The organism is Pseudomonas nitroreducens, from assembly GCF_024170165.1.
GTDB lineage: Bacteria > Pseudomonadota > Gammaproteobacteria > Pseudomonadales > Pseudomonadaceae > Pseudomonas > Pseudomonas nitroreducens_C.
In genome coordinates this window covers 93,343-111,691 of the sequence record NZ_JALJXP010000001.1, presented here as the reverse complement: position 1 = coordinate 111,691, position 18,349 = coordinate 93,343, and the positions used below count along the sequence as shown (strand labels likewise).

The following is an 18,349-nucleotide window of genomic DNA, read 5'->3' as shown; positions in this document are numbered from 1 at the left end:
ACAGATCAAGAAGCTATCCATGAGCGATGTCACGAACAAGTCCGACTGGGCCGGCCAGGTCGCCCTGGTCAGCGGCGCCGGCAGCGAGTCCGGCATCGGCTTCGCCAGTGCCCGCCGGCTGGCGCGCAACGGTGTGAAGCTGCTGCTCACCGCCAGCAGCGAGCGCATCCTGCAGCGGGCCGAGGAGCTGTGCGCCGAGGGCTTCGAGGCCCGCGCGCTGCCCGCCGACCTGACCTGCGAGGACGACGTCCGCATCCTGGCCGAATGGGCACAGGCGCAATGGGGAAGGGTAGACGTGCTGGTGAACAACGCCGGCATGGCCATGCAGGGCAGCCCGGAACCCTTCGCCGAACTGGCGGCGATGGACCTGGCCAGCTGGAACCTGTCGCTGGCGCGCAACCTCACCAGCGCCTTCCTGCTCACCCGCGCACTGCTGCCGGGGATGCTCGAGCGCGGCTACGGGCGCATCGTCAATGTCAGCTCCACCACCGGCGTGCGTGCCAGCAATCCGGGCGAATCGGCTTACAGCGCGGCCAAGGCCGGGATGCTCGGCATGAGCATGGGGCTGGCGCTGGAAGTGGCGCGCCGCGGGGTGACGGTGAACAGCGTGGCGCCGGGCTGGATCGCCACCGGCTCCAGCAGCGAGGAAGAACTCCAGGCCGGACGGCGCACGCCGCTCGGCCGTTCCGGGCGACCGCAGGAGGTGGCCGCCGCCATCGCCTTCCTGGCCTCCCCCGAAGCCAGCTACATCACCGGCGAAGTGCTGGTGGTGGACGGTGGCAACTGTCTGATCGAGAACAAGGGATAAGCAAGATGAAGCACGACTGCAGCCTGACCTTCGCCCAACTGCCGGCGCCGCCGGCCGGCCGGGAGTGACTCGCGATGGCCGACAACCTTCAGGAACAGCTGTACCAGAACCTGCGCCAGGCCTTGCTGAGCGGGCGCTTCCAGCCCGGCGAGCGGCTCAAGATCCGCGACCTGGCCGATGAGTGGGGCACCAGCCCGATGCCGGTGCGCGCGGCCCTGCAACGGCTGGTGGCCGAGGGCGCGCTGGAGGGCGAGCCGCAGCGCTCGTTACGGGTGCCGGTGATGACCCGCGAGCGCTACCTGCAGATCCTGCAGGTGCGGCAATCCCTCGAGGGACTGGCGGTGGAGGACGCGGCCAGGCACCTGAAGCCCGCCGACCTGGCGCTGCTGCGCGATTGCACCGAGCGCATGGAAATCGCGCTGAACGCCCGCGACGTCCACGGCTACCTGGAAGCCAACAGCCTGTTCCACCTGACGCTCTACCGTGCCTGCGGCAACCCCACGCTGCTGCGCATGATCGAGGCGCTGTGGCTGCAGGTCGGGCCCTTCTTCAACCGGTTGTTCACCGAGGCCGACCTGTCGCTGCGCCTGAACGACTTCCACGAAGACACCCTGCAGGCGCTGGAACGTGGCGATGGCGCAGGCGCGCGCAAAGCCATCGAACAGGACCTGGGCTACTGCGGCCAGTACCTGCTCAACCTGCTGGAGCTGGAAAGCGGGGGAAGGCTCGGGGCGCGCTAAGGCGCCCTTCACGGGGTCTTGATGAAGCGGACGTTGTCCTTCTTGATCAGGATCGTCTCGCCGTTGAGTTGCTCGAACTCGTAGTAGTCATTGTATTTGTCGTAATCGGAGTGATCCTTCACCAGGATTTCGCTGCCATCCTGCAGCGTCACCACGGCCTTGTCGGCGCATCCGGCGAGGCCGAGCAGCAACAGGCAGGTGAACAAGGCTTTCAACTTCATAGTTTCTCCACGGGGCATCGTACCCGCCCGGGCAGCAAGGGCTGGAGGTACGCTGGGTTGCCTGTGTGACCATGGAAGTTTCAGGAAATTCCGACACCGGGCTTCAAGTATCGAGCCATACGTCGCGTGCCCAGGTCCAGACCGAGTCCCAGGTTTCCTCGGTGAGCTCGCCGTCGGCCCAGAGAATCACCTCGCCGTCCTCGGCGACCGCGTAGTAGTCGTCACCATCGGCGCAGAGCGGAATCAGCTCGCGCGGCAGGCCACTGGCCCAGGCCACGGCGGCCACTTCCGGCAGGTAGGTGTGGGACTGCGGATCGGCCACGGTGACCGGTTCCAGGCGCCCGTAGATGACGTCGCTGACCAGCAGGAGGAACTCACGGAATTCCGATGGAATGCCGATCAGCAGGGCTTCTTCGATTTCCACCAGCAGTTCTTCGTCGGGCAGTTCCAGCGGTACCGGAACCGGCTCGTTCGCTTCACGCAGTTTCTCGATCACATCTTCCACAGGCGGGGCCTCTTTGAATTCGACGAATGGCGCGCTTTATACAGTAGTAGCCGGCCGTCCGTGCAAGACCACTGCGTCGGCGCCGTCCAGACGAGCGGCGGACCCGCAGGGACCTGGCTGATGCATCGGCGAGGCGGACGACGGAAACGAAAAAGCCCGGCGATTGCCGGGCTTTTTCAGTGTTGCGCGCAGGATCAGTTCTGACGGATGCCCGCCACCAGCCAGGGCTGGTTCTCGCCCTGCGGGCGCTCCATGCGCCAGCTTTCGCTGAAGGGCTCGCCCTGGTCGAAGCGCGAGGACTTCGACACGCCGCTGAAGGTCAGGGTGGCGATGGTCTTCTCGGCCTGGTCGTCCACGCCCTCGAGCTGTACATCGAGGTTGTCGATGTAGGTGGACTGGTAGCCTTCGCCCAGGTCAGCGCGCTCCTGCTTGAGGAACTGCAGCATCTGCGGGGTGACGAACTCGGCGATCTTGTCCATCTCGTTGGCGTCCCAGTGCTGTTGCAGGGACATGAAGTGCTCGCGGGCGGCACCGATGAAACGGGTTTCGTCGAACCAGCTCGGCGCGTTGATCACCGGGCGGCTGTCCATCACCGGACGGGACGCGCCACCGAAGATCGACGGCGGGGCGGCCGGCATTTCACGCTGCATCGGCGCGTGTCCACCGGCCATGGCGGGCTGGTGGCCCTGCTGCTGGCGGCGACGCGAGGCGATGAAGCGGAAGGCGATGAACGCGATCAGCGCGATGATCAGGATGTCGAGGAACTGCATGCCCTGGAAGCCGTCGCCCATGAACATGGAGGCGAGCAGGCCGCCTGCGGCGAGGCCGGCCAGCGGGCCGAGCCAGCGCGAAGCACCGCTCTTGGCAGCGGCGCCGGCAGCGCCTGCGGCGGCACCGGTCGCGGCGGGACCTGCGGCTGTCGGGGAGTTCGGCGCGGCATTGGGTTGCGCCTGGCGGGTCTGGTGGCTTGGCGCCGAGCCCATGCTCTTGCCACCACCGAAACGCTTGGCGGCGTTGACGTCGAGGCTGAGCGTCACGGCGACACAGAAGGCCATGGCAAGGCTGAGAAAGCGCTTCATGGTTGTCATTCTCTTGGTTGGTATACGACGCACGTCATGTTGCCGACCGATGTCCGAGAGGGCCAGTCGGATTTTGTTTCGTGCTGTTGCCCTGCGCGGGCTCGCCCCCTGATATGGGGCCGGATGAATCCCTTTCCAAATCAGTCTGTTACTGATTCTTTCAGAACCGCCTGTCGGATGACTCGGGTGGTAGGCTTCGCTGAGCGAGGCCGTCAGCCGCGCGATCCCCCTGACCAGCCCGCCGCGAGGACCGCCGACCATGCATGCCATCGACTTCATCCAGGACCTCGCGGTGATCATGCTGATCGCCGGTTTCGTCACCATCCTCTGCCATCGCTTCAAGCAGCCGGTGGTGCTGGGTTACATCATCGCCGGGGTGATCATCGGCCCGCACACCCCGCCGTTCGCCCTGGTGCACGACGAAGAGACCATCAAGACCCTCGCCGAGCTGGGGGTGATCTTCCTGATGTTCTGCCTGGGGCTGGAGTTTTCCCTGCGCAAGCTGTTCCAGGTCGGCGCCACGGCGTTCATCGCCGCGTTCCTGGAAATCACCCTGATGATCTGGGCCGGCTTCGAGATCGGCCGCCTGTTCGACTGGAGCACCATGGATTCGCTGTTCCTCGGCGCGATCCTGGCGATGTCCTCCACCACCATCATCATCAAGGTCCTGGGCGACCTGAAGATGAAGAACGAGCGCTTCGCCCAGCTGATCTTCGGCGTGCTGATCATCGAGGACATCCTCGGCATCGGCATCATCGCGCTGTTCTCCGGCATCGCCGTGAGCGGCACGGTGGAGGCCGACCAGGTGTTCTCCACGGTCGGCAAGCTCAGCCTGTTCATGGTCGTCGCGCTGGTCGTCGGCATCCTGCTGGTGCCGCGCCTGCTGGCCTACGTGGCGAAATTCGAAAGCAACGAGATGCTGCTGGTGACGGTGCTGGGCCTGTGCTTCGGCTTCTGCCTGCTGGTGGTGAAACTGGAATACAGCATGATCCTGGGCGCCTTCCTGATCGGCGCGATCATGGCCGAGTCGCGCCAGCTGATCCAGATCGAGCGCCTGATGGAGCCGGTGCGCGACATGTTCAGCGCGATCTTCTTCGTCGCCATCGGCCTGACCATCGACCCCAAGGTGCTGGTGGACTACGCCGCGCCGATCCTGGTGATCACCCTGGTGGTGGTCGCCGGCAAGCTGCTGTCGTGCGGCGCTGGCGCCTTTATCGCCGGCAACGACGGGCGTACTTCGATGCGCGTGGGCATGGGCCTTTCGCAGATCGGCGAATTCTCCTTCATCATCGCCGCGCTGGGCATGAGCCTGGGCGTGACCAGCGACTTCCTCTACCCGGTGGTGGTCGGCGTGTCAGCCATCACCACGCTGCTGACGCCCTACCTGATCCGCTCGGCCGACCCGCTGGCGCTGTACCTCGGCCGCAGCCTGCCGTCGCCCATGGTGCGGGTGTTCAGCCTGTATGGCGAATGGCTGCGCAGCATCAAGCCACGCGGCGACAAGGCGATCCTCGCCGGGATGATCCGGCGCATCCTGCTGCAGGTCGGGGTCAACCTGACCCTGGTGATCGCGATCTTCTTCGGCCTGGCATTCTTCGCCGACCGTCTGTCGCAGTGGCTGGCGCAGTTCGTCGAGCACGACGCGCTGCACAAGGCGCTGATCTGGGGCGCCGCATTGTTGCTGTCGCTGCCGTTCCTGATCGCGGCCTACCGCAAGCTCAAGGCGCTGGCGATGCTGCTGGCGGAAATGGGCGTGAAGGCGGAGAGCGCCGGGCGCCACACGGCCCGCGTGCGCCGGGTGATTTCCGAGCTGATTCCGCTGCTGTCGCTGGGCGGCATGATGCTGCTGCTGGCGGCGCTCAGTTCGAGCATCCTGCCGCCGGGCGAGCTGCTGGTGGTGGTGGCGCTGATCGCGGGATTGGTGATCGCGGTGTTCTGGCGCTGGTTCATCCGCGTGCATTCGCGGATGCAAGTGGCGCTGATCGAGACCTTCGAGCAGAACGGTGGCGGGCATCACTGAGGTTTATCGGTAGGAGCGAGCTTGCTCGCGAACCCGCCCCCGCTGTGGAGGCTGTTCGCGAGCAAGCTCGCTCCTACGAAGAACAAAAGCCTGCGTCAGCGCGTCAGATCGCTTCCAGCTTCGCGTAACCCATCATCAGCCACTTGCTGCCCTCGCTGTCGAAGTTCACCTGCACCCGTGCCTGGGCGCCGGAGCCTTCGAAGTTGAGGATCACGCCGTCGCCGAACAGCGGGTGGCGCACCGACTGGCCGAGGCTGAACGGGGTGTCCGGCACGCTGGCGCCGCTGAACAGGTTGCCGCTGCGCTGGTTGCCCGACAGCGGGCGGCTCACCGAGTTGGACAGGCGCACTTCCTGGATCAGGCTCGGCGGGATTTCGCGGACGAAGCGCGAGACCTTGTTATAGGTCTCGCTGCCGTAAAGGCGGCGGGTTTCCGCGTAGGTCATGACCAGCCGGTGCATGGCGCGGGTGATGCCGACGTAGGCCAGGCGGCGTTCCTCTTCCAGACGGCCGGGTTCTTCCAGGCTCATCTTGTGCGGGAACAGGCCTTCTTCCACGCCGGCGAGGAACACCAGCGGGAACTCCAGGCCTTTGGCGCTGTGCAGCGTCATCAGCTGCACGCTGTCCTCGAAGGCGTCGGCCTGGGTGTCGCCGGACTCCAGCGCGGTGTGGTCGAGGAAGGCCACCAGCGGCGGGGTGTCCTCGTCGTCCGGGGTCTCGAAGGCGCGGGCGGCGCTGACCAGTTCTTCCAGGTTTTCCACCCGGGCGTGGCCTTTCTCGCCCTTTTCTTCCTTGTGGTAGGTGATCAGGCCGGACTGCTCGATGACGATCTGGGTCATCTGGTGCAGCGGCATGCCCTCGACCTTCACCGCGAGCAGGTCGACGGTCTCGAGGAAGCCGTTCAGCGCGCTGGCGGCGCGGCCGGCCACGGCCTTGGCGGCGATCACGTCGTTGATCGCGCGCCACATCGAGGTACCGTTGTGGCGCGCGGCGTTACGGATCGCTTCGACGGTTTTCTCGCCGATGCCGCGCGGCGGCACGTTGATCACCCGCTCCAGCGCGGCGTCGTCGTCGCGCAGGCGGATCAGGCGCAGGTAGGCCAGGGCGTTCTTGATCTCGGCGCGTTCGAAGAAGCGCTGGCCGCCGTAGATGCGGTAGGGGATCTTCTCGCGCAGCAGCGCCTCTTCCAGCACGCGGGACTGGGCGTTGGAGCGGTAGAGGATGGCGATTTCGCTGCGCTTGAGGCCGTCCTTGCGCAGGGCGTCCTCGATGGTTTCGACGATGTAGCGCGCCTCGTCGTGCTCGTTGAAGCCGGAGTAGAGGGTGATCGGGTCGCCGTCGACGCCGTCGGTCCACAGCTCCTTGCCCAGGCGCCCGCTGTTGTTGGCGATCAGCGCGTTGGCGGCCTTGAGGATGGTGCCGGTGGAGCGGTAGTTCTGCTCCAGGCGGATGTCCTCGGTGCCGGCGAAGTCATCGCCGAACTGCTGGATGTTCTCGATCTTCGCGCCGCGCCAGCCGTAGATCGACTGGTCGTCGTCGCCCACCACCATCAGGCTTTCGCCGCCCTTGCCGAGGAAGCGCAGCCAGGCGTACTGCACCGCGTTGGTGTCCTGGAACTCGTCCACCAGGATGTGGCGGAAGCGCCGCTGGTAGTGCTCCAGCAGGCCCGGGCGGTCGCGCCAGAGGTCCAGCGAGCGCAGCAGCAGCTCGGCGAAGTCGACCACGCCGGCGCGGGCGCAGGCGTCTTCGTAGGCCTGGTAGACGCTGACCATGGTCGCCAGGTACAGGTCGCCGCCGGCCTGGATGTTCTGCGGGCGGTTGCCCTCGTCCTTCTGGCCGTTGATGAACCACTGCGCCTGGCGTGGCGGCCAGCGCTGCTCGTCGAGGCCCAGCTCGCGGACCACGCGCTTGACCAGGCGCAGCTGGTCGTCGCTGTCGAGGATCTGGAAGTTCTCCGGCAACCCGGCTTCCTGCCAGTGCGCGCGCAGCAGGCGGTGCGCCAGACCGTGGAAGGTGCCGACCCACATGCCGGCCGGGTTGATCCCCAGCAACTGCTCGATCCGCGCGCGCATCTCGGCGGCGGCCTTGTTGGTGAAGGTCACGGCCAGGATGCTGTGCGGCGAGGCATTCTCGACCTGGATCAGCCAGGCGATGCGGTGCACCAGCACGCGGGTCTTGCCGGACCCGGCGCCAGCGAGCACGCGCTGGCGCCCCAGCGGCGCGGCCACGGCCTGGCGCTGCGGGTCATTGAGGGAGTTGAGCAGGTAGGAGATGTCATCGTTCATGGGGCGGCATTCTACCGACGGGCGGTTTTCCCCGGCAAACCCGCCCGCTGTCCGGCGTCTTCCCGACGAAAGTTGGGCGGGCACGCAGCCAATTGCCATCATCCTGCTTGGGTGGGGCTACCTCCTCGGGTATGCTCCGCCGACGCCTAGGCCTGACACCTACAAGAAAAACGCCTATGACCGCTTATGTAGAGCCTTCGGCGATCCCGGTGAGCCATGCCGAGATCCGCCAGCAGTACGCTCACGAAATTGCCGTCGAACGCACCCGACTCCTGTACCAGGGCTCGCGGGTGCCGACCCTGCTCATGCTGCTCAACGGCCTGGCCTGCGCCGGGCTGCTGTGGGATTACGTCAAGCCGGGGCTGCTGGCCGGCTGGCTGATCTCGCTGGTGTTGCTGGCCGTGCTGCGGCTGATCCAGGTATCCGCCTTCAATGCCGCCTCGGCCGAGCGCCAGGCCAGCCCGCACTGGCAGCGCACCTTCCTGTTCGGCGCCGGCGCCTCGGGGCTGACCCTGGCCTTCGCCGCCATCGCCCTGGTGCCACCGGACGCCTTCCTCCAGCAATCGCTGGTGTTCGGCCTGATTGCCGCGGCCATCCTGTCCGCCAGCGTCGCCTACGCGGTGAGCCTGCCGGCCTTCCTCACCTTCGCCCTGCCCTGCCTGTTCCCGTCCATTGCCTATTTATTGATCAGCGATAACCCGCTGCAGCAAGGCTGGGGTGTGCTCGGGGTGATCCTGCTGGCAGCGCTGCTGGTGGTGGCCTGGCAGATTCACCGGGTGGTGCACGTCGGCCTGCTGCGGCGCTTCCAGGCCCAGGCGCTGGTGGCGCACCTGGAGCGCGCCAAGGCGCAGACCGAGGCGCTGAACCAGGACCTGGAGCGCGAAGTCGAGCAGCGCCGCCGCGCCGAACGTGAACTCTGCCGCGCCCGCGATGCCCTGCAGGAGCGGGTCGAGGCGGGCAGCGCCCAGCTCAGTCATACCGAGGCGCGCCTGGCCCTGGCGCTGGAGGCCAGCGAGCTGGGCCTGTGGGACTGGAACCTGCTGACCGACGAAGTGCACCACTCGCATCTGGAAGAAATCTTCGGGCTGACCCAGGCGGCGGTGAAGAGCGTGCGCAACGACCTGCGCCCGCGCCTGCATCCCGACGACCTGCCGTTGCTGCGCCGTGCCCTGGTCGAGCACCTCAAGGGCCGCACCGACGGCTACCGCATCGAATACCGCGTGCGCCACGCCGCGGGCCACTGGGTCTGGGTGGAAGACCGTGGCCGGGTGATGGAGCGCGACGGCCGCGGGCAGGTCACGCGGATGGTCGGTACCCGCGCCGACATCTCCCCGCGCAAGCTGCGCGAGGAAGAACAGCGCCTGGCTGCCACCGTGTTCGAGGCCGCCAGCGAAGGCATCATCATCCTCGACCCGGATTACCGGCTGATCGCCCTCAACGAAGCCTTCACCCGTCTCACCGGCTACCGCCGCGAGGAAGTGCTGGGGCACAACGTCGCGCGCCTGATGGGCTCCTCCGAAGCCCTGCGCCGCTATCAGTCGATCCGCGCCGACCTGGAGCGCCTGGGCACCTGGCAGGGCGAGCTGATCGAGACGCGCAAGAACGGCGAGCTGTACCCGCAGTGGCTGCAACTGAACGTGGTGCGCGACGGCCGTGGGCAGGTCGCCCATGTGGTCGGCTTCTTCGCCGACCTCACCGCCCGCCGCGACGCCGAGGAGCGCCTGCGCTACCTGTCGCACTACGACGAACTCACCGGGCTGGCCAACCGCACGCTGTTCAAGGAGCGTCTGCATGAGGCCAGTCAGCGCGCGCGCCAGGAAGGCCGTACGGCGGCGCTTCTGCTGATCGACCTGGACCGCTTCAAGCTGCTCAACGACAGCCTTGGCCATGAGGTCGCCGACCAGCTGCTGCGGCAGATGTCGCGGCGCATGACCCAGACCGTGCCCGAGGCCGATACCATCGCCCGGCTGTCCGGCGACGAGTTCGCCGTGCTGATCGACTCCTACGCCAGCCTCGCCGCGCTGGCGCGGCTGTCCAGCCGGTTGCTCGCCAAGCTGCGCACGCCGATGACGGTGGGCGGCCATGAGCTGGTGGTCAGCGCTTCGGTGGGCATCAGCCTGCTGCCGGAAAACGCCTGGGAAATCTCCGCGCTGATGAGCCAGGCGAACATGGCCATGCAGCATGCCAAGCACCTGGGGGGAAACACCTTCCAGTTCTTCACCGACAACCTGCAGGCCTGCACCCTGGAGCGCCTGCAGCTGGAAACCCGCCTGCGCAAGGCCATCGACGAAGGCCAGCTGGACGTGCACTACCAGCCCAAGCTGAACCTTGCCAACGAACGCCTGGACAGCGCCGAAGCCCTGGTGCGCTGGCGCCACCCGGAGATGGGCATGGTCCCGCCCGGCGATTTCATCGGCCTCGCCGAGGAGACCGGGCTGATCGGCGCCATCGGCGAGTTCGTCCTGCGCCGTGCCTGCCAGCAGGCCCGCGCGTGGCAGAAACAGGGGCGCGAGTTGCGGGTCTCCGTGAACCTTTCGGTGCACCAGCTGCGCACCGGCAACCTGGTCGACCTGGTGCGCACCGTACTGGAGGACACCGGCCTGCCCTCGCACCTGCTGGAGCTGGAACTCACCGAGAGCCAGTTGCTGGACAACGTCGAGAGCGTCACCACGACCTTCCGCCAGCTGCGCGAAATGGGCGTAAAGCTGGCCATCGACGACTTCGGCACCGGCTATTCCTCGCTCAGCTACCTCAAGCGCTTCCCGGTGGACTACGTGAAGATCGACCAGACCTTCATCCGCGATCTGTCCGAGCGTGGCGAGGACGCGGCTATCACCCGCGCGATCATCGCCATGGCGCACAGCCTGGACTTGAAGGTGGTGGCCGAAGGCGTCGAGCAGGCCGAGCAGTTGCGCTTCCTGCGGGCCCACGGTTGCGACGAGATTCAGGGCTACCTGATCAGCCAGCCGGTGCCGGCGGATGCCTGCCTGGCGCTGCTGGAGCGAAGCGACCGGCTAACTCAGTGATGCAGGTGATCGCCGGAAACGCCCTGCAGCACACTCTGGTCGATTTCGCCGAAGCGCAGCACCTGCCCGCCCTCGGCGTTGGCCATGTGCTCCGCGTCCGCCCGTTCGGCGAATGAGGCCAGGGTAGCGCCCATGGCGCCTGGGCGTTTCACCCCGACCACGTAGAAGGCGCTGGTCGCATCGATCAGGTGGCGATCGTCGGGATGATTCCAGTCGCTGCGGGCCATGTCGTGCACATACAGGCGTGCGCCGCTGTGCTGGTTTTCCGGCTGCAGCCACCAGCCCAGCAGCTCGGCGGTGGAGCAGAACTTGTGCACGGCGCCGGGGGCGACGGCTTCACCCTTGGGGCCGGCGAAGTCGCTGATGACCATGCCGCAGACGTGGCACTCCTCGCCGTTCTGGAAGGGCACCGGGCCCAGGTTCGCGGTCTGCCGGGCAGCGTCGTCGCAGCCGCCGAGCAGCAGGGAGAAAAGCCCGGCGGCGAGGCCGAGGCGAAGGGGGCGGGACAGCAGCATGGGGGCTCCTTGAGTCAGATCGGGCGTCGGCGGAACAGCGCATAGGCCAGCGCCAGTGCGGCCAGGGTCCAGGCGCAAAGCGCCAGCCAGAGGCCGGCGACGGGAACGGCGAGGTCATGGCCCAGGGTCAGCACCCCGCCCAGCTCGGCGCCGAAATCGGGCAGGTTGATCAGCCGGTACAGGTCGGTGGGGTTGAGCAACAGCAGCCAGGGCAACAGGTTGGCGCTGAGCTGACCCTTGCCGATCACCAGCAGGGCGAGTAGCGCCAGGTCGAACAGCAGCACGAAGAAGAACCACACGCCCAGCGCCAGGCCGGCGGCAGTGGACTTTTCGCTGACCCGGGCGCTCAGCGCGTAGGCCATGGCCAGGAAGGTCCAGCCGAGCAGGCAGGACGACAGGATGAAGCGGGCGAAGGAGCCCAGCAGTTGCCCCAGGGGGATGCCCGGTACCAGCACGGCGATGGCCAGGGCAGCAGCGGAAAAGCCCAGCAGCGTGGCGAGGCCGAGGATCAGGCCGTGGCCGAGGAACTTGCCGATCAGCAACTGCCCGCGCCCCAGCGGGTAGGTGAGCAGGAGCAGCAGGGTGCCACCTTCTTCTTCACCGACAATGGCGTCGTAGGCCAGCAGCAGGGCGATCAGCGGCATCAGGAAGGTAGCGAGGCTGGTCAGGCTGGCCAGGGTCGCCGGCAGTGAAGTGAAACCCACCTGACCGCTGGCGGCAGCGCCGAGCCAGGCGATGCCGACTGCCAGCAGGGCGAACAGCAGGCTGATGGCGAGCAACCAGCGATTGCGCAGGCCATCGGCCAGTTCCTTGCGCGCGATGTACCAGATCGGGTTCATGCCGGGGCTCCCGCGTGCGCGCTCTGCATGTGGTGGCGATAGAGGTCCTCCAGCGAAGGGGGTAGCACTTCGAGCTCCTGCGCCTGCTCGGCAAGCAGCACGCGGAGCACTTCGTGCTGGCGCCCTTCGCCAACCCGCAGTTCCAGGCGCCTGCCATCCAGGGCGGCGACTTCATGGCCGGCGGCGCGCCAGTGTTGCGGCCAGTCGCCGTCGGGGTTGCTGGCGTAGCGGATACGCACTGGCAGACCGGCATCCCGGCGCAGTTCGGCAAGACTGCCGGAGGTGAGCAGTCGGCCCTTGGCGAGAATCGCCGCGCGGTCGATATGCGACTCCACGCCGGGCAGCACGTGGGAGCAGAGGATGATGCCGGTGCCCTGCTCGCGCAGGCGATCCAGCCACTGGTAGAGCTCGATGGTGGCGAGCGGGTCGAGGCCGACCGTGGGCTCGTCGAGCAACAGCAGTTGGGGCTGGCCGAGCAGAGCCTGAGCGAGGCCGAGGCGCTGGCGCATGCCCTTGGAGTAGGTTTTTACCCGGCGCTGTGCGGCGTGGCTGAGGCCGACCTGTTCGAGCAGTTCGCCCACTTCGGCGGGGCGGGCTCCCTTGAGTCGGGCGAAATGTTGCAGGGTTTCGCGGCCGGTCAACTGCGGGTAGAAGGTCACGTTTTCCGGCAGGAAGCCGATGCGCCGACGCACTGCGGCATCGCCCGGCGATTGGCCGAAGACTCGCACCGAGCCTTGTGTCGGGCGCAGCAGGCCGAGGATCAGCTTGATCGTGGTGGTCTTGCCGGCGCCGTTGTGCCCGAGCAGGCCGAGGACTTCGCCGGCCCCCAGTTGCAGATCGAGGCCGTGCAGGGCGGTGAAGCCGCCGTAGTCCAGGGTTGCGTTGCGGATGTCCACGGGATTCATGGTTGCGCCTGCAGTTCAGGGGCGAGCATCAGCGGGAAGCTGTCGCGCACGCCGGGCGGACGGGTGACGGGAAAGGCGCGCTGGACCCAGCGCAGCAGTTCGATGGCGGGACTGGTCATCAACAGCTGCACCTGCGGGTACAGCCACAGCAACTGGTCGACCTTGTCGTTGGGTTCGTAGACGACATCGCCGATGCCGTCGGCATTGCGGTCCCAGCCCAGGTAGTCGCTCCAGTAGTTGCCGCGCCCGTCGGCGGACCATTCCTGTGTCCGGCTGGCGACGTACTTGACCTGCTGGCGGTTGCCGACAAAGGCGTTGCCGCTGATGCGGTTGTCTTCGGAGCCGGCGGTCAGGTGGATGCCCAGCGCGCTGCTTGCGAAGCGGTTGTCCTCGATGCGGTTGAACAGCGAGTTGTAGATGAACAGGGCCTTGCCCTCGGCGCCGGCGATCATCGAGTCGCCGCCGCCATCGCCGCTGCGCACGGCTTCGACGCGGTTGCCGGTGAGGGTGGAGTAGGTGATGTAGTTCATCAGGATGCCGTAGTTCTGGTCGTCCACCGAACGGTTGCCGACCACGGTGAGCTTGCGGCTCTGCATCAGCGCGTAGCCGGTGCGGGTGTGCCGGGTGGTGTTGCCGATGACGCGGCTGTTGTGGGTGAACATGTAGTGCACGCCGTAGCGCAGGTCCTCGAAGAGGTTGTCTTCGATGCTGCTGTCGTTGGAGGTGTCGATGTAGACGCCGTCGCGGGTCTGGCGGACCTGGTTGCCGCGCACCAGGGCGTTCTTCACCGCATACAGGTGGATGCCGTTGCCGCGGTCCTGGGAACGCACGCTGGGGTCACCCTGGATGCGGTTGTCGAGCACCTGCACGTCGGCCGTCGCGTCGAGCCAGATGCCAAAGCCGGCGCCTTGCAGGTCATTGCCGCGCACCACGGTGCCGCGCGCGGCCTTGTCGATGAAGATCGCCGCGTCCATGGCGGTCAGGTCGCGGCCCCAGTTGCGCAGGGTGCAGCCCTCGATGACGACGCCGGGCACCCGCACGTGCAGCGTGCTGCCGGTTCCCTCGCCGTCGAACAGGGCGCCAGGCGCGCAGCGCAGGTGCAGCGGATGGTCGATGGTGAAGTTGCCGCTGTAGGTACCGGCGGGCAGTGTGCGGATGTCTCCGTCACCCTGCAGTGGCAACTGGTCGATGGCTTGTGGTTGCGCCTGGGCGCTCGCCGCGAGCAGCAGCGACAGGGCAAGGCCAGGCCTGGTGAGTCCCATGCAACACCTTCTCGTCGATACCCCGCCGGCGCGTGCCGGCGGGGGCAGGTGCCTGCTCGTCAGGCTTTTTCCACCAGCATGCGGCCGACCATTTCCATGTGCAGCGCATGACAGAACCAGCTGCAGTAGTACCAGTGCAGGCCGGGCTTGTCGGCGGTGAAGGTGATGGAGGAGGTCTGTTGCGGGCTGATCTCCATGCTCACGCCGTGGTTGACCACGACGAAGCCGTGGGTGACGTCCTCGATCTCGTCGAGGTTGGTGATGGTCACGGTGACCTCGTCGCCCTGCTTCACGGTGAACTCGGTGAGGCCATAGGTGGGTGCGGAGGAGGTCATGTAGACGCGCACCTTGTTGCCGTCGCGGATGACCTTGTTGTCCTGCATCAGGTCGATGCCATCGCGCTTGGCAATGGCCACGGTCTCGGCGAAGAACGGGTCCTTGCGGTCCCAGATCTTGCGGGTCTTGATCTGGTCGCGGCGGGCGAGGATGCAGTCATGCGGCTCGGCGAAGGTGGGGCCGTCGTGGACCAGCTTCATCTCGTCGCCGGAGATGTCGATCAGCTGGTCGTTCTCCGGGTGCAGCGGGCCGGTGGGCAGGAAGCGGTCCTTGGAGAACTTGCTGAGCACGACGACCCACTTGCCGTCAGCTTCCCTGGTCTCGGTCAGCGACGCGTGGTTGTGGCCCGGCTGGTACTGCACATCGAGCTTTTGCTTGATGTAGTCGACCTTCTCGCCCTGGTAGGCGCGAATCGCGTCGGCGATGTTCCACTTCACCAGCTGGCTGTCGATGAACAGCGTGGTATAGGCGTTGCCGCGGCCGTCGAAGGTGGTGTGCAGCGGGCCCAGGCCCAGTTCCGGTTCACCGACGATGACGTCGCGCGGGTCCTTGAGCTTGCCGGAGAACAGGTCGGGCAGCTTGTCGATGGCGATGATGCTGCAAGTGGGGGAGAGCTTGCCGTTGGCAATGAAGTACTTGCCGTCCGGCGAGGTATTGAGGCCGTGGGGGTTCTTCGGCACCGGGATGTAGCGGGTGACGACGCTGTCCTTGCCGTCCTTCTTGCGACCGTCGACTACCGGCACCTTGCTGTCGCCCAGGGTGATGAAGCGCTTGGCCTTGATCTCCTTCTCGATTGCAGGGACGTCGAACACCACCACCCAGTCGCGCTCATTGCGCATCATGCCGGCGAGGTCGGTGGCCTTCTCCGAGTTGTAACAGGTGGAGGCGGTGAAGCGGCCGGTGTAGTCCATGTCGCTGTTGTCGAGGTTGCCGTCGACGATCACCTGCCAGGCCACTTCCATGGTCTCGGCGTCCAGCGCGTTGTACATCGTGAAGGCGTTGTCGCCGGAGATGTCGAAGCTCGTCCCGTCATTGGGGTGCGGGATGATGAACTCGGCGTTGCAGAACACGTACTGGGTGTGCGGTACCTTCTGCAGGCGAAGGCCGTGGATGGCCTGGACGTTGGGGATGGTGGTGATCTTGTCGCACTTCATGATGTCCAGACGGATGCGCGCGACGCGGCTGTTGGCCTTGTCGTTGATGAACAGGTACTTGCCGTCGTACTTGCCGTCGGTCATGGAGATGTGCGGGTGGTGGCAGTCGCCGTTGTGGAAGCGCGCACTGTCGCCGAGGATGCGCTTGCTCTCGTTGGTCAGGCCCCAGCCGGTGGCCGAGTCGACGTTGAACACCGGGATGCGCATCAGCTCGCGCATCGATGGAATGCCCAGCACTCGCACTTCGCCCTGGTGGCCGCCGCTCCAGAAGCCGTAGTACTCGTCCAGCTCACCGGGGGCGACGTGGATCTTGTCCTGGGCCGACTTGACCGCGTCCGCCCAGGCTTCGCGAGAGGTGAACGCGCCCATGGAGCCTGCGGTGACCAGCGCTGCTGCGCCGGTGACCGCGGAGGCACCGAGGAAGCCCCGCCGGCTGAGCCCGGCGATCTCGTCGTGCTGCTGTTTCTTGTCAGTCATTTCCTGCTCCTTCCTGAAGGCAAATGGTCAGATCTGTTGCACCGCAATCAGCTGGTCGTCGTCGCTGGCAGTGGCCCGCTTGCCGCGCTTCTTGCGCTTGTTCACCAGCGGCGGGCACTTGTTCTCGTTGTGGTAAGTCATCTGGCAGTCGAGGCAGTAGTGGCACTCGTTGGCGTTGATCCTTCCATCGGGGTGGATGGCCTGGATCTCGCACTCCTTGGCGCACAGCTGGCAGGGCTGGCCGCACTCCTTGCGTCGTTTGAGCCAGTCGAACAGGCGCGCCTTGCCGGGAATCGCCAGGGCCGCGCCGAGCGGGCAGACGTAGCGGCAATACACCTTGCGGGTGAACAGGTTGAGGACCAGTAGCAGCGCCACGTAGGCAACGAACCACCACTGGCGGTCGAAGTGCAGGGTGATGGCGGTCTTGAACGGCTCGACCTCGGCGAAGCGCTCGGCGGTGGAGAGCGACTCCAGGGAGAGGCCGAACAGCACCAGCAGGATGATGTACTTGATCGCCCAGAGCCGCTCATGGACGGCGAAGGGCAACTCGTACTGCGGCACCTTCAGCTTGCGAGCCGCCTCGTTGAGCAGCTCCTGCAAGGCGCCGAACGGGCACAGCCAGCCGCAGAACACGCCACGGCCCCAGAGCAGGAGGCTGGCGGCGGTGAAGGTCCAGAGGATGAACAGCACCGGATCGATGAGGAACAGTTCCCAGCGGAAGCCTTCGAACAGCGAATGGACGAAGGTCAGCACGTTGACCACCGAGAGTTGCCCCAGGCAGTACCAGCCGATGTAGGTCAAGGTGAACAGCAGGTAGCCCCGGCGCAGCCAGTGCAGCAGTTGTGGCCGACGGGTGAGGCTGTCCTGCAGGAACAGGATCACCGCGAGCAGCCCCAGAGCGGCGAGCAGCACGCCGATCTGGAAGCTCTTCTGGTACCAGACGCGCAGCCACATCGGCCGCTTGGCGTCTTCCAGCGCCTCCAGCTCCGCGGCGGTCGGTTGTGGCCGGTCGAGGTAGCCTTCCGGCGTCTGGTAGCCCAGGTTGAAGGTAGTGAACAGGCTGTCCACCGGGCCGGTCTGGCGCCGCACCAGCAGCTCCAGGTCCCACGGAGTGCCGGGGTCGAAGCGCTGCGCGGCGCGGACGATGAAGATCGCCATCTCGCTGAAGTGCGGCATGCCCTCGGCGTAGGTGTCCGACAGGCGCTGGTAGTCGAGGTCGCGGAAGCTGAGGATGTCGCCGAACTGGCGGAGCTGCACCCGGTCGAAGATGCCGCCGCGCACGTAGCCCGAGCCCTTGAACGAGTACTGGCCGTTGCCCAGTACGACGACCGCGTGCTCGCCGGGTTTCAGCGATTCGCGCAGCTCGTTGTATTGCCTGTCGCCCAGCAGGTTGCGGCCGATGGCGGGCGCATCGAGCAGTGCAGTGTACAGATCGATGAAGGTCTCTTCCCGCTGGCTCGCGTCCTGGGCCTGGTTGACCTTTTCCGCGGCGGTGCCCTTGAAGGCATCGTCGATCTGCCCACGGCTCAGCTTCAGCTGGCGGATCGCGCCATTGCCCAGCAGCTCACTCCAGCTCGCCGGCTGATAGGCGTCGGCGCGGACGATGGCGGGCTTGGGCCGCACCTGGCCGTCATCCTTGATCAGCTTGAGCGAGACCGCCACGGTGCGGGCGGCGCGCATGATGATCTCGTTGACCACCATGACGGTCACGGTGGCGCCGGCGACGGCATCCACGGTGACCGTCTGCGGATCGCCGGAGCGCCCGACGGCTACCCGCTGGTCGGCGCGCAGCCCGGAGTAGCCGGCGGTGAAGGCGTGGAGTTTCTCTTCGGGAATGCCGATCAGCAGGATCGGCTCGTGGTGTTCGAGGACGTAGCTGTCGCGGATCACCGCCTGCGGATCGAGGATGATCTGGACGTTGATCGGCTTGCCGGAATACGCCGGGATGCGGGTGACGCGGATGCTCTGGAAGGCATAGCCCAGCAGCTCTTCGCCGTGGGACAGGCGACGCACGCCATACTCGCCTTCGGGCTCGCCGATGCGATCGGCCTGGGGAATCACCTGCTGGATTCGCGTTCGCTCCAGGTCACTGAGGCCGGCTTCCTGGGCTGCCGCGCCAGTCGCCAGCAGAAGCCAGCCCAAGAGGACCCAGAACGGATTGCGAACGCCGAGCATGGG

At 66.5% G+C, this 18,349-nt stretch carries 14 protein-coding genes; 4 read left to right on the top strand and 10 right to left on the bottom strand.

The annotated features are described in order from the left end of the window. The first annotated feature begins 19 nt into the window (after nucleotides 1–19). Complete coding sequence (locus J2T47_RS00480; RefSeq protein WP_253441486.1) at nucleotides 20–808, top strand: SDR family NAD(P)-dependent oxidoreductase; 789 nt, start codon at nucleotides 20–22, stop codon at nucleotides 806–808. Nucleotides 809–882: 74 nt separating this feature from the next. Beyond that, a complete protein-coding gene (locus tag J2T47_RS00475; RefSeq protein ID WP_301295325.1) occupies nucleotides 883–1,548 on the top strand; it encodes a GntR family transcriptional regulator in 666 nt (221 codons plus the stop codon). Nucleotides 1,549–1,556: 8 nt separating this feature from the next. On the opposite strand, the gene J2T47_RS00470 is transcribed toward J2T47_RS00475, so the two are convergent. From J2T47_RS00470 to J2T47_RS00460, 3 genes are all read right to left on the bottom strand, one after another. Further along, nucleotides 1,557–1,769 (bottom strand): YgdI/YgdR family lipoprotein, encoded by a 213-nt coding sequence (locus tag J2T47_RS00470; protein ID WP_017521498.1) that lies wholly within the window; start codon nucleotides 1,767–1,769, stop codon nucleotides 1,557–1,559. Nucleotides 1,770–1,872: 103 nt separating this feature from the next. Next, entirely contained in the window at nucleotides 1,873–2,274 is a 402-nt protein-coding gene (locus J2T47_RS00465; protein ID WP_081519074.1) for an SMI1/KNR4 family protein, read from the bottom strand. Between the two features lie 194 nt (nucleotides 2,275–2,468). Continuing rightward, nucleotides 2,469–3,353 (bottom strand): Tim44 domain-containing protein, encoded by an 885-nt coding sequence (locus J2T47_RS00460; protein ID WP_253441484.1) that lies wholly within the window; start codon nucleotides 3,351–3,353, stop codon nucleotides 2,469–2,471. 259 nt (nucleotides 3,354–3,612) lie between these two features. Between J2T47_RS00460 and J2T47_RS00455 the strand changes: the two genes are divergently transcribed. Further along, nucleotides 3,613–5,373 carry a cation:proton antiporter gene (locus J2T47_RS00455; RefSeq protein WP_253441482.1) on the top strand — a complete coding sequence of 587 codons (1,761 nt, stop codon included), beginning with the start codon at nucleotides 3,613–3,615 and terminating at the stop codon, nucleotides 5,371–5,373. Nucleotides 5,374–5,476: 103 nt separating this feature from the next. Here J2T47_RS00455 and uvrD read toward each other — a convergent pair whose 3' ends face one another. Then, nucleotides 5,477–7,657 (bottom strand): DNA helicase II, encoded by a 2,181-nt coding sequence (gene uvrD / locus J2T47_RS00450; RefSeq protein WP_253441479.1) that lies wholly within the window; start codon nucleotides 7,655–7,657, stop codon nucleotides 5,477–5,479. Between the two features lie 176 nt (nucleotides 7,658–7,833). Here uvrD and J2T47_RS00445 point away from each other — a divergent pair, with 176 nt between their 5' ends. Further along, nucleotides 7,834–10,683 carry a putative bifunctional diguanylate cyclase/phosphodiesterase gene (locus J2T47_RS00445; protein ID WP_253441477.1) on the top strand — a complete coding sequence of 950 codons (2,850 nt, stop codon included), beginning with the start codon at nucleotides 7,834–7,836 and terminating at the stop codon, nucleotides 10,681–10,683. Here J2T47_RS00445 and J2T47_RS00440 read toward each other — a convergent pair. Genes J2T47_RS00440 through nosR form a run of 6 tightly spaced genes read right to left on the bottom strand, consistent with a single transcriptional unit; the run spans nucleotide 10,677 to nucleotide 18,346 of the window. Beyond that, on the bottom strand, nucleotides 10,677–11,198 hold the full coding sequence (locus J2T47_RS00440) for a nitrous oxide reductase accessory protein NosL (RefSeq protein WP_253441475.1): 522 nt from the start codon (nucleotides 11,196–11,198) through the stop codon (nucleotides 10,677–10,679). The genes J2T47_RS00445 and J2T47_RS00440 overlap by 7 nt on opposite strands. A 14-nt stretch (nucleotides 11,199–11,212) precedes the next feature. Continuing rightward, nucleotides 11,213–12,037 (bottom strand): ABC transporter permease, encoded by an 825-nt coding sequence (locus J2T47_RS00435; RefSeq protein WP_253441473.1) that lies wholly within the window; start codon nucleotides 12,035–12,037, stop codon nucleotides 11,213–11,215. Beyond that, entirely contained in the window at nucleotides 12,034–12,942 is a 909-nt protein-coding gene (locus tag J2T47_RS00430) for an ABC transporter ATP-binding protein (RefSeq protein ID WP_253441471.1), read from the bottom strand. The genes J2T47_RS00435 and J2T47_RS00430 overlap by 4 nt, the downstream gene beginning before the upstream one ends. Further along, nucleotides 12,939–14,204, bottom strand: a complete 1,266-nt coding sequence (locus J2T47_RS00425) for a nitrous oxide reductase family maturation protein NosD (RefSeq protein ID WP_253441469.1) — start codon at nucleotides 14,202–14,204, stop codon at nucleotides 12,939–12,941. The genes J2T47_RS00430 and J2T47_RS00425 overlap by 4 nt, the downstream gene beginning before the upstream one ends. Before the next feature lie 59 nt (nucleotides 14,205–14,263). Continuing rightward, on the bottom strand, nucleotides 14,264–16,171 hold the full coding sequence (nosZ, locus tag J2T47_RS00420; protein ID WP_253441466.1) for a TAT-dependent nitrous-oxide reductase: 1,908 nt from the start codon (nucleotides 16,169–16,171) through the stop codon (nucleotides 14,264–14,266). 27 nt (nucleotides 16,172–16,198) lie between these two features. Further along, on the bottom strand, nucleotides 16,199–18,346 hold the full coding sequence (gene nosR / locus J2T47_RS00415) for a transcriptional regulator NosR (RefSeq protein ID WP_253441464.1): 2,148 nt from the start codon (nucleotides 18,344–18,346) through the stop codon (nucleotides 16,199–16,201). Nucleotides 18,347–18,349: the final 3 nt, after the last annotated feature.

Bases quoted from the DNA above. Each gene is read 5' to 3' on its own strand.
- J2T47_RS00480 (WP_253441486.1), top strand. From the start codon at position 20: ATGAGCGATGTCACGAACAAGTCCGACTGGGCCGGCCAGGTCGCCCTG.
- J2T47_RS00475 (WP_301295325.1), top strand. From the start codon at position 883: ATGGCCGACAACCTTCAGGAACAGCTGTACCAGAACCTGCGCCAGGCC.
- J2T47_RS00470 (WP_017521498.1), bottom strand. From the start codon at position 1,769: ATGAAGTTGAAAGCCTTGTTCACCTGCCTGTTGCTGCTCGGCCTCGCC.
- J2T47_RS00460 (WP_253441484.1), bottom strand. From the start codon at position 3,353: ATGAAGCGCTTTCTCAGCCTTGCCATGGCCTTCTGTGTCGCCGTGACG.
- J2T47_RS00455 (WP_253441482.1), top strand. From the start codon at position 3,613: ATGCATGCCATCGACTTCATCCAGGACCTCGCGGTGATCATGCTGATC.
- uvrD (WP_253441479.1), bottom strand. From the start codon at position 7,657: ATGAACGATGACATCTCCTACCTGCTCAACTCCCTCAATGACCCGCAG.
- J2T47_RS00445 (WP_253441477.1), top strand. From the start codon at position 7,834: ATGACCGCTTATGTAGAGCCTTCGGCGATCCCGGTGAGCCATGCCGAG.
- J2T47_RS00440 (WP_253441475.1), bottom strand. From the start codon at position 11,198: ATGCTGCTGTCCCGCCCCCTTCGCCTCGGCCTCGCCGCCGGGCTTTTC.
- J2T47_RS00435 (WP_253441473.1), bottom strand. From the start codon at position 12,037: ATGAACCCGATCTGGTACATCGCGCGCAAGGAACTGGCCGATGGCCTG.
- J2T47_RS00430 (WP_253441471.1), bottom strand. From the start codon at position 12,942: ATGAATCCCGTGGACATCCGCAACGCAACCCTGGACTACGGCGGCTTC.
- J2T47_RS00425 (WP_253441469.1), bottom strand. From the start codon at position 14,204: ATGGGACTCACCAGGCCTGGCCTTGCCCTGTCGCTGCTGCTCGCGGCG.
- nosZ (WP_253441466.1), bottom strand. From the start codon at position 16,171: ATGACTGACAAGAAACAGCAGCACGACGAGATCGCCGGGCTCAGCCGG.
- nosR (WP_253441464.1), bottom strand. From the start codon at position 18,346: ATGCTCGGCGTTCGCAATCCGTTCTGGGTCCTCTTGGGCTGGCTTCTG.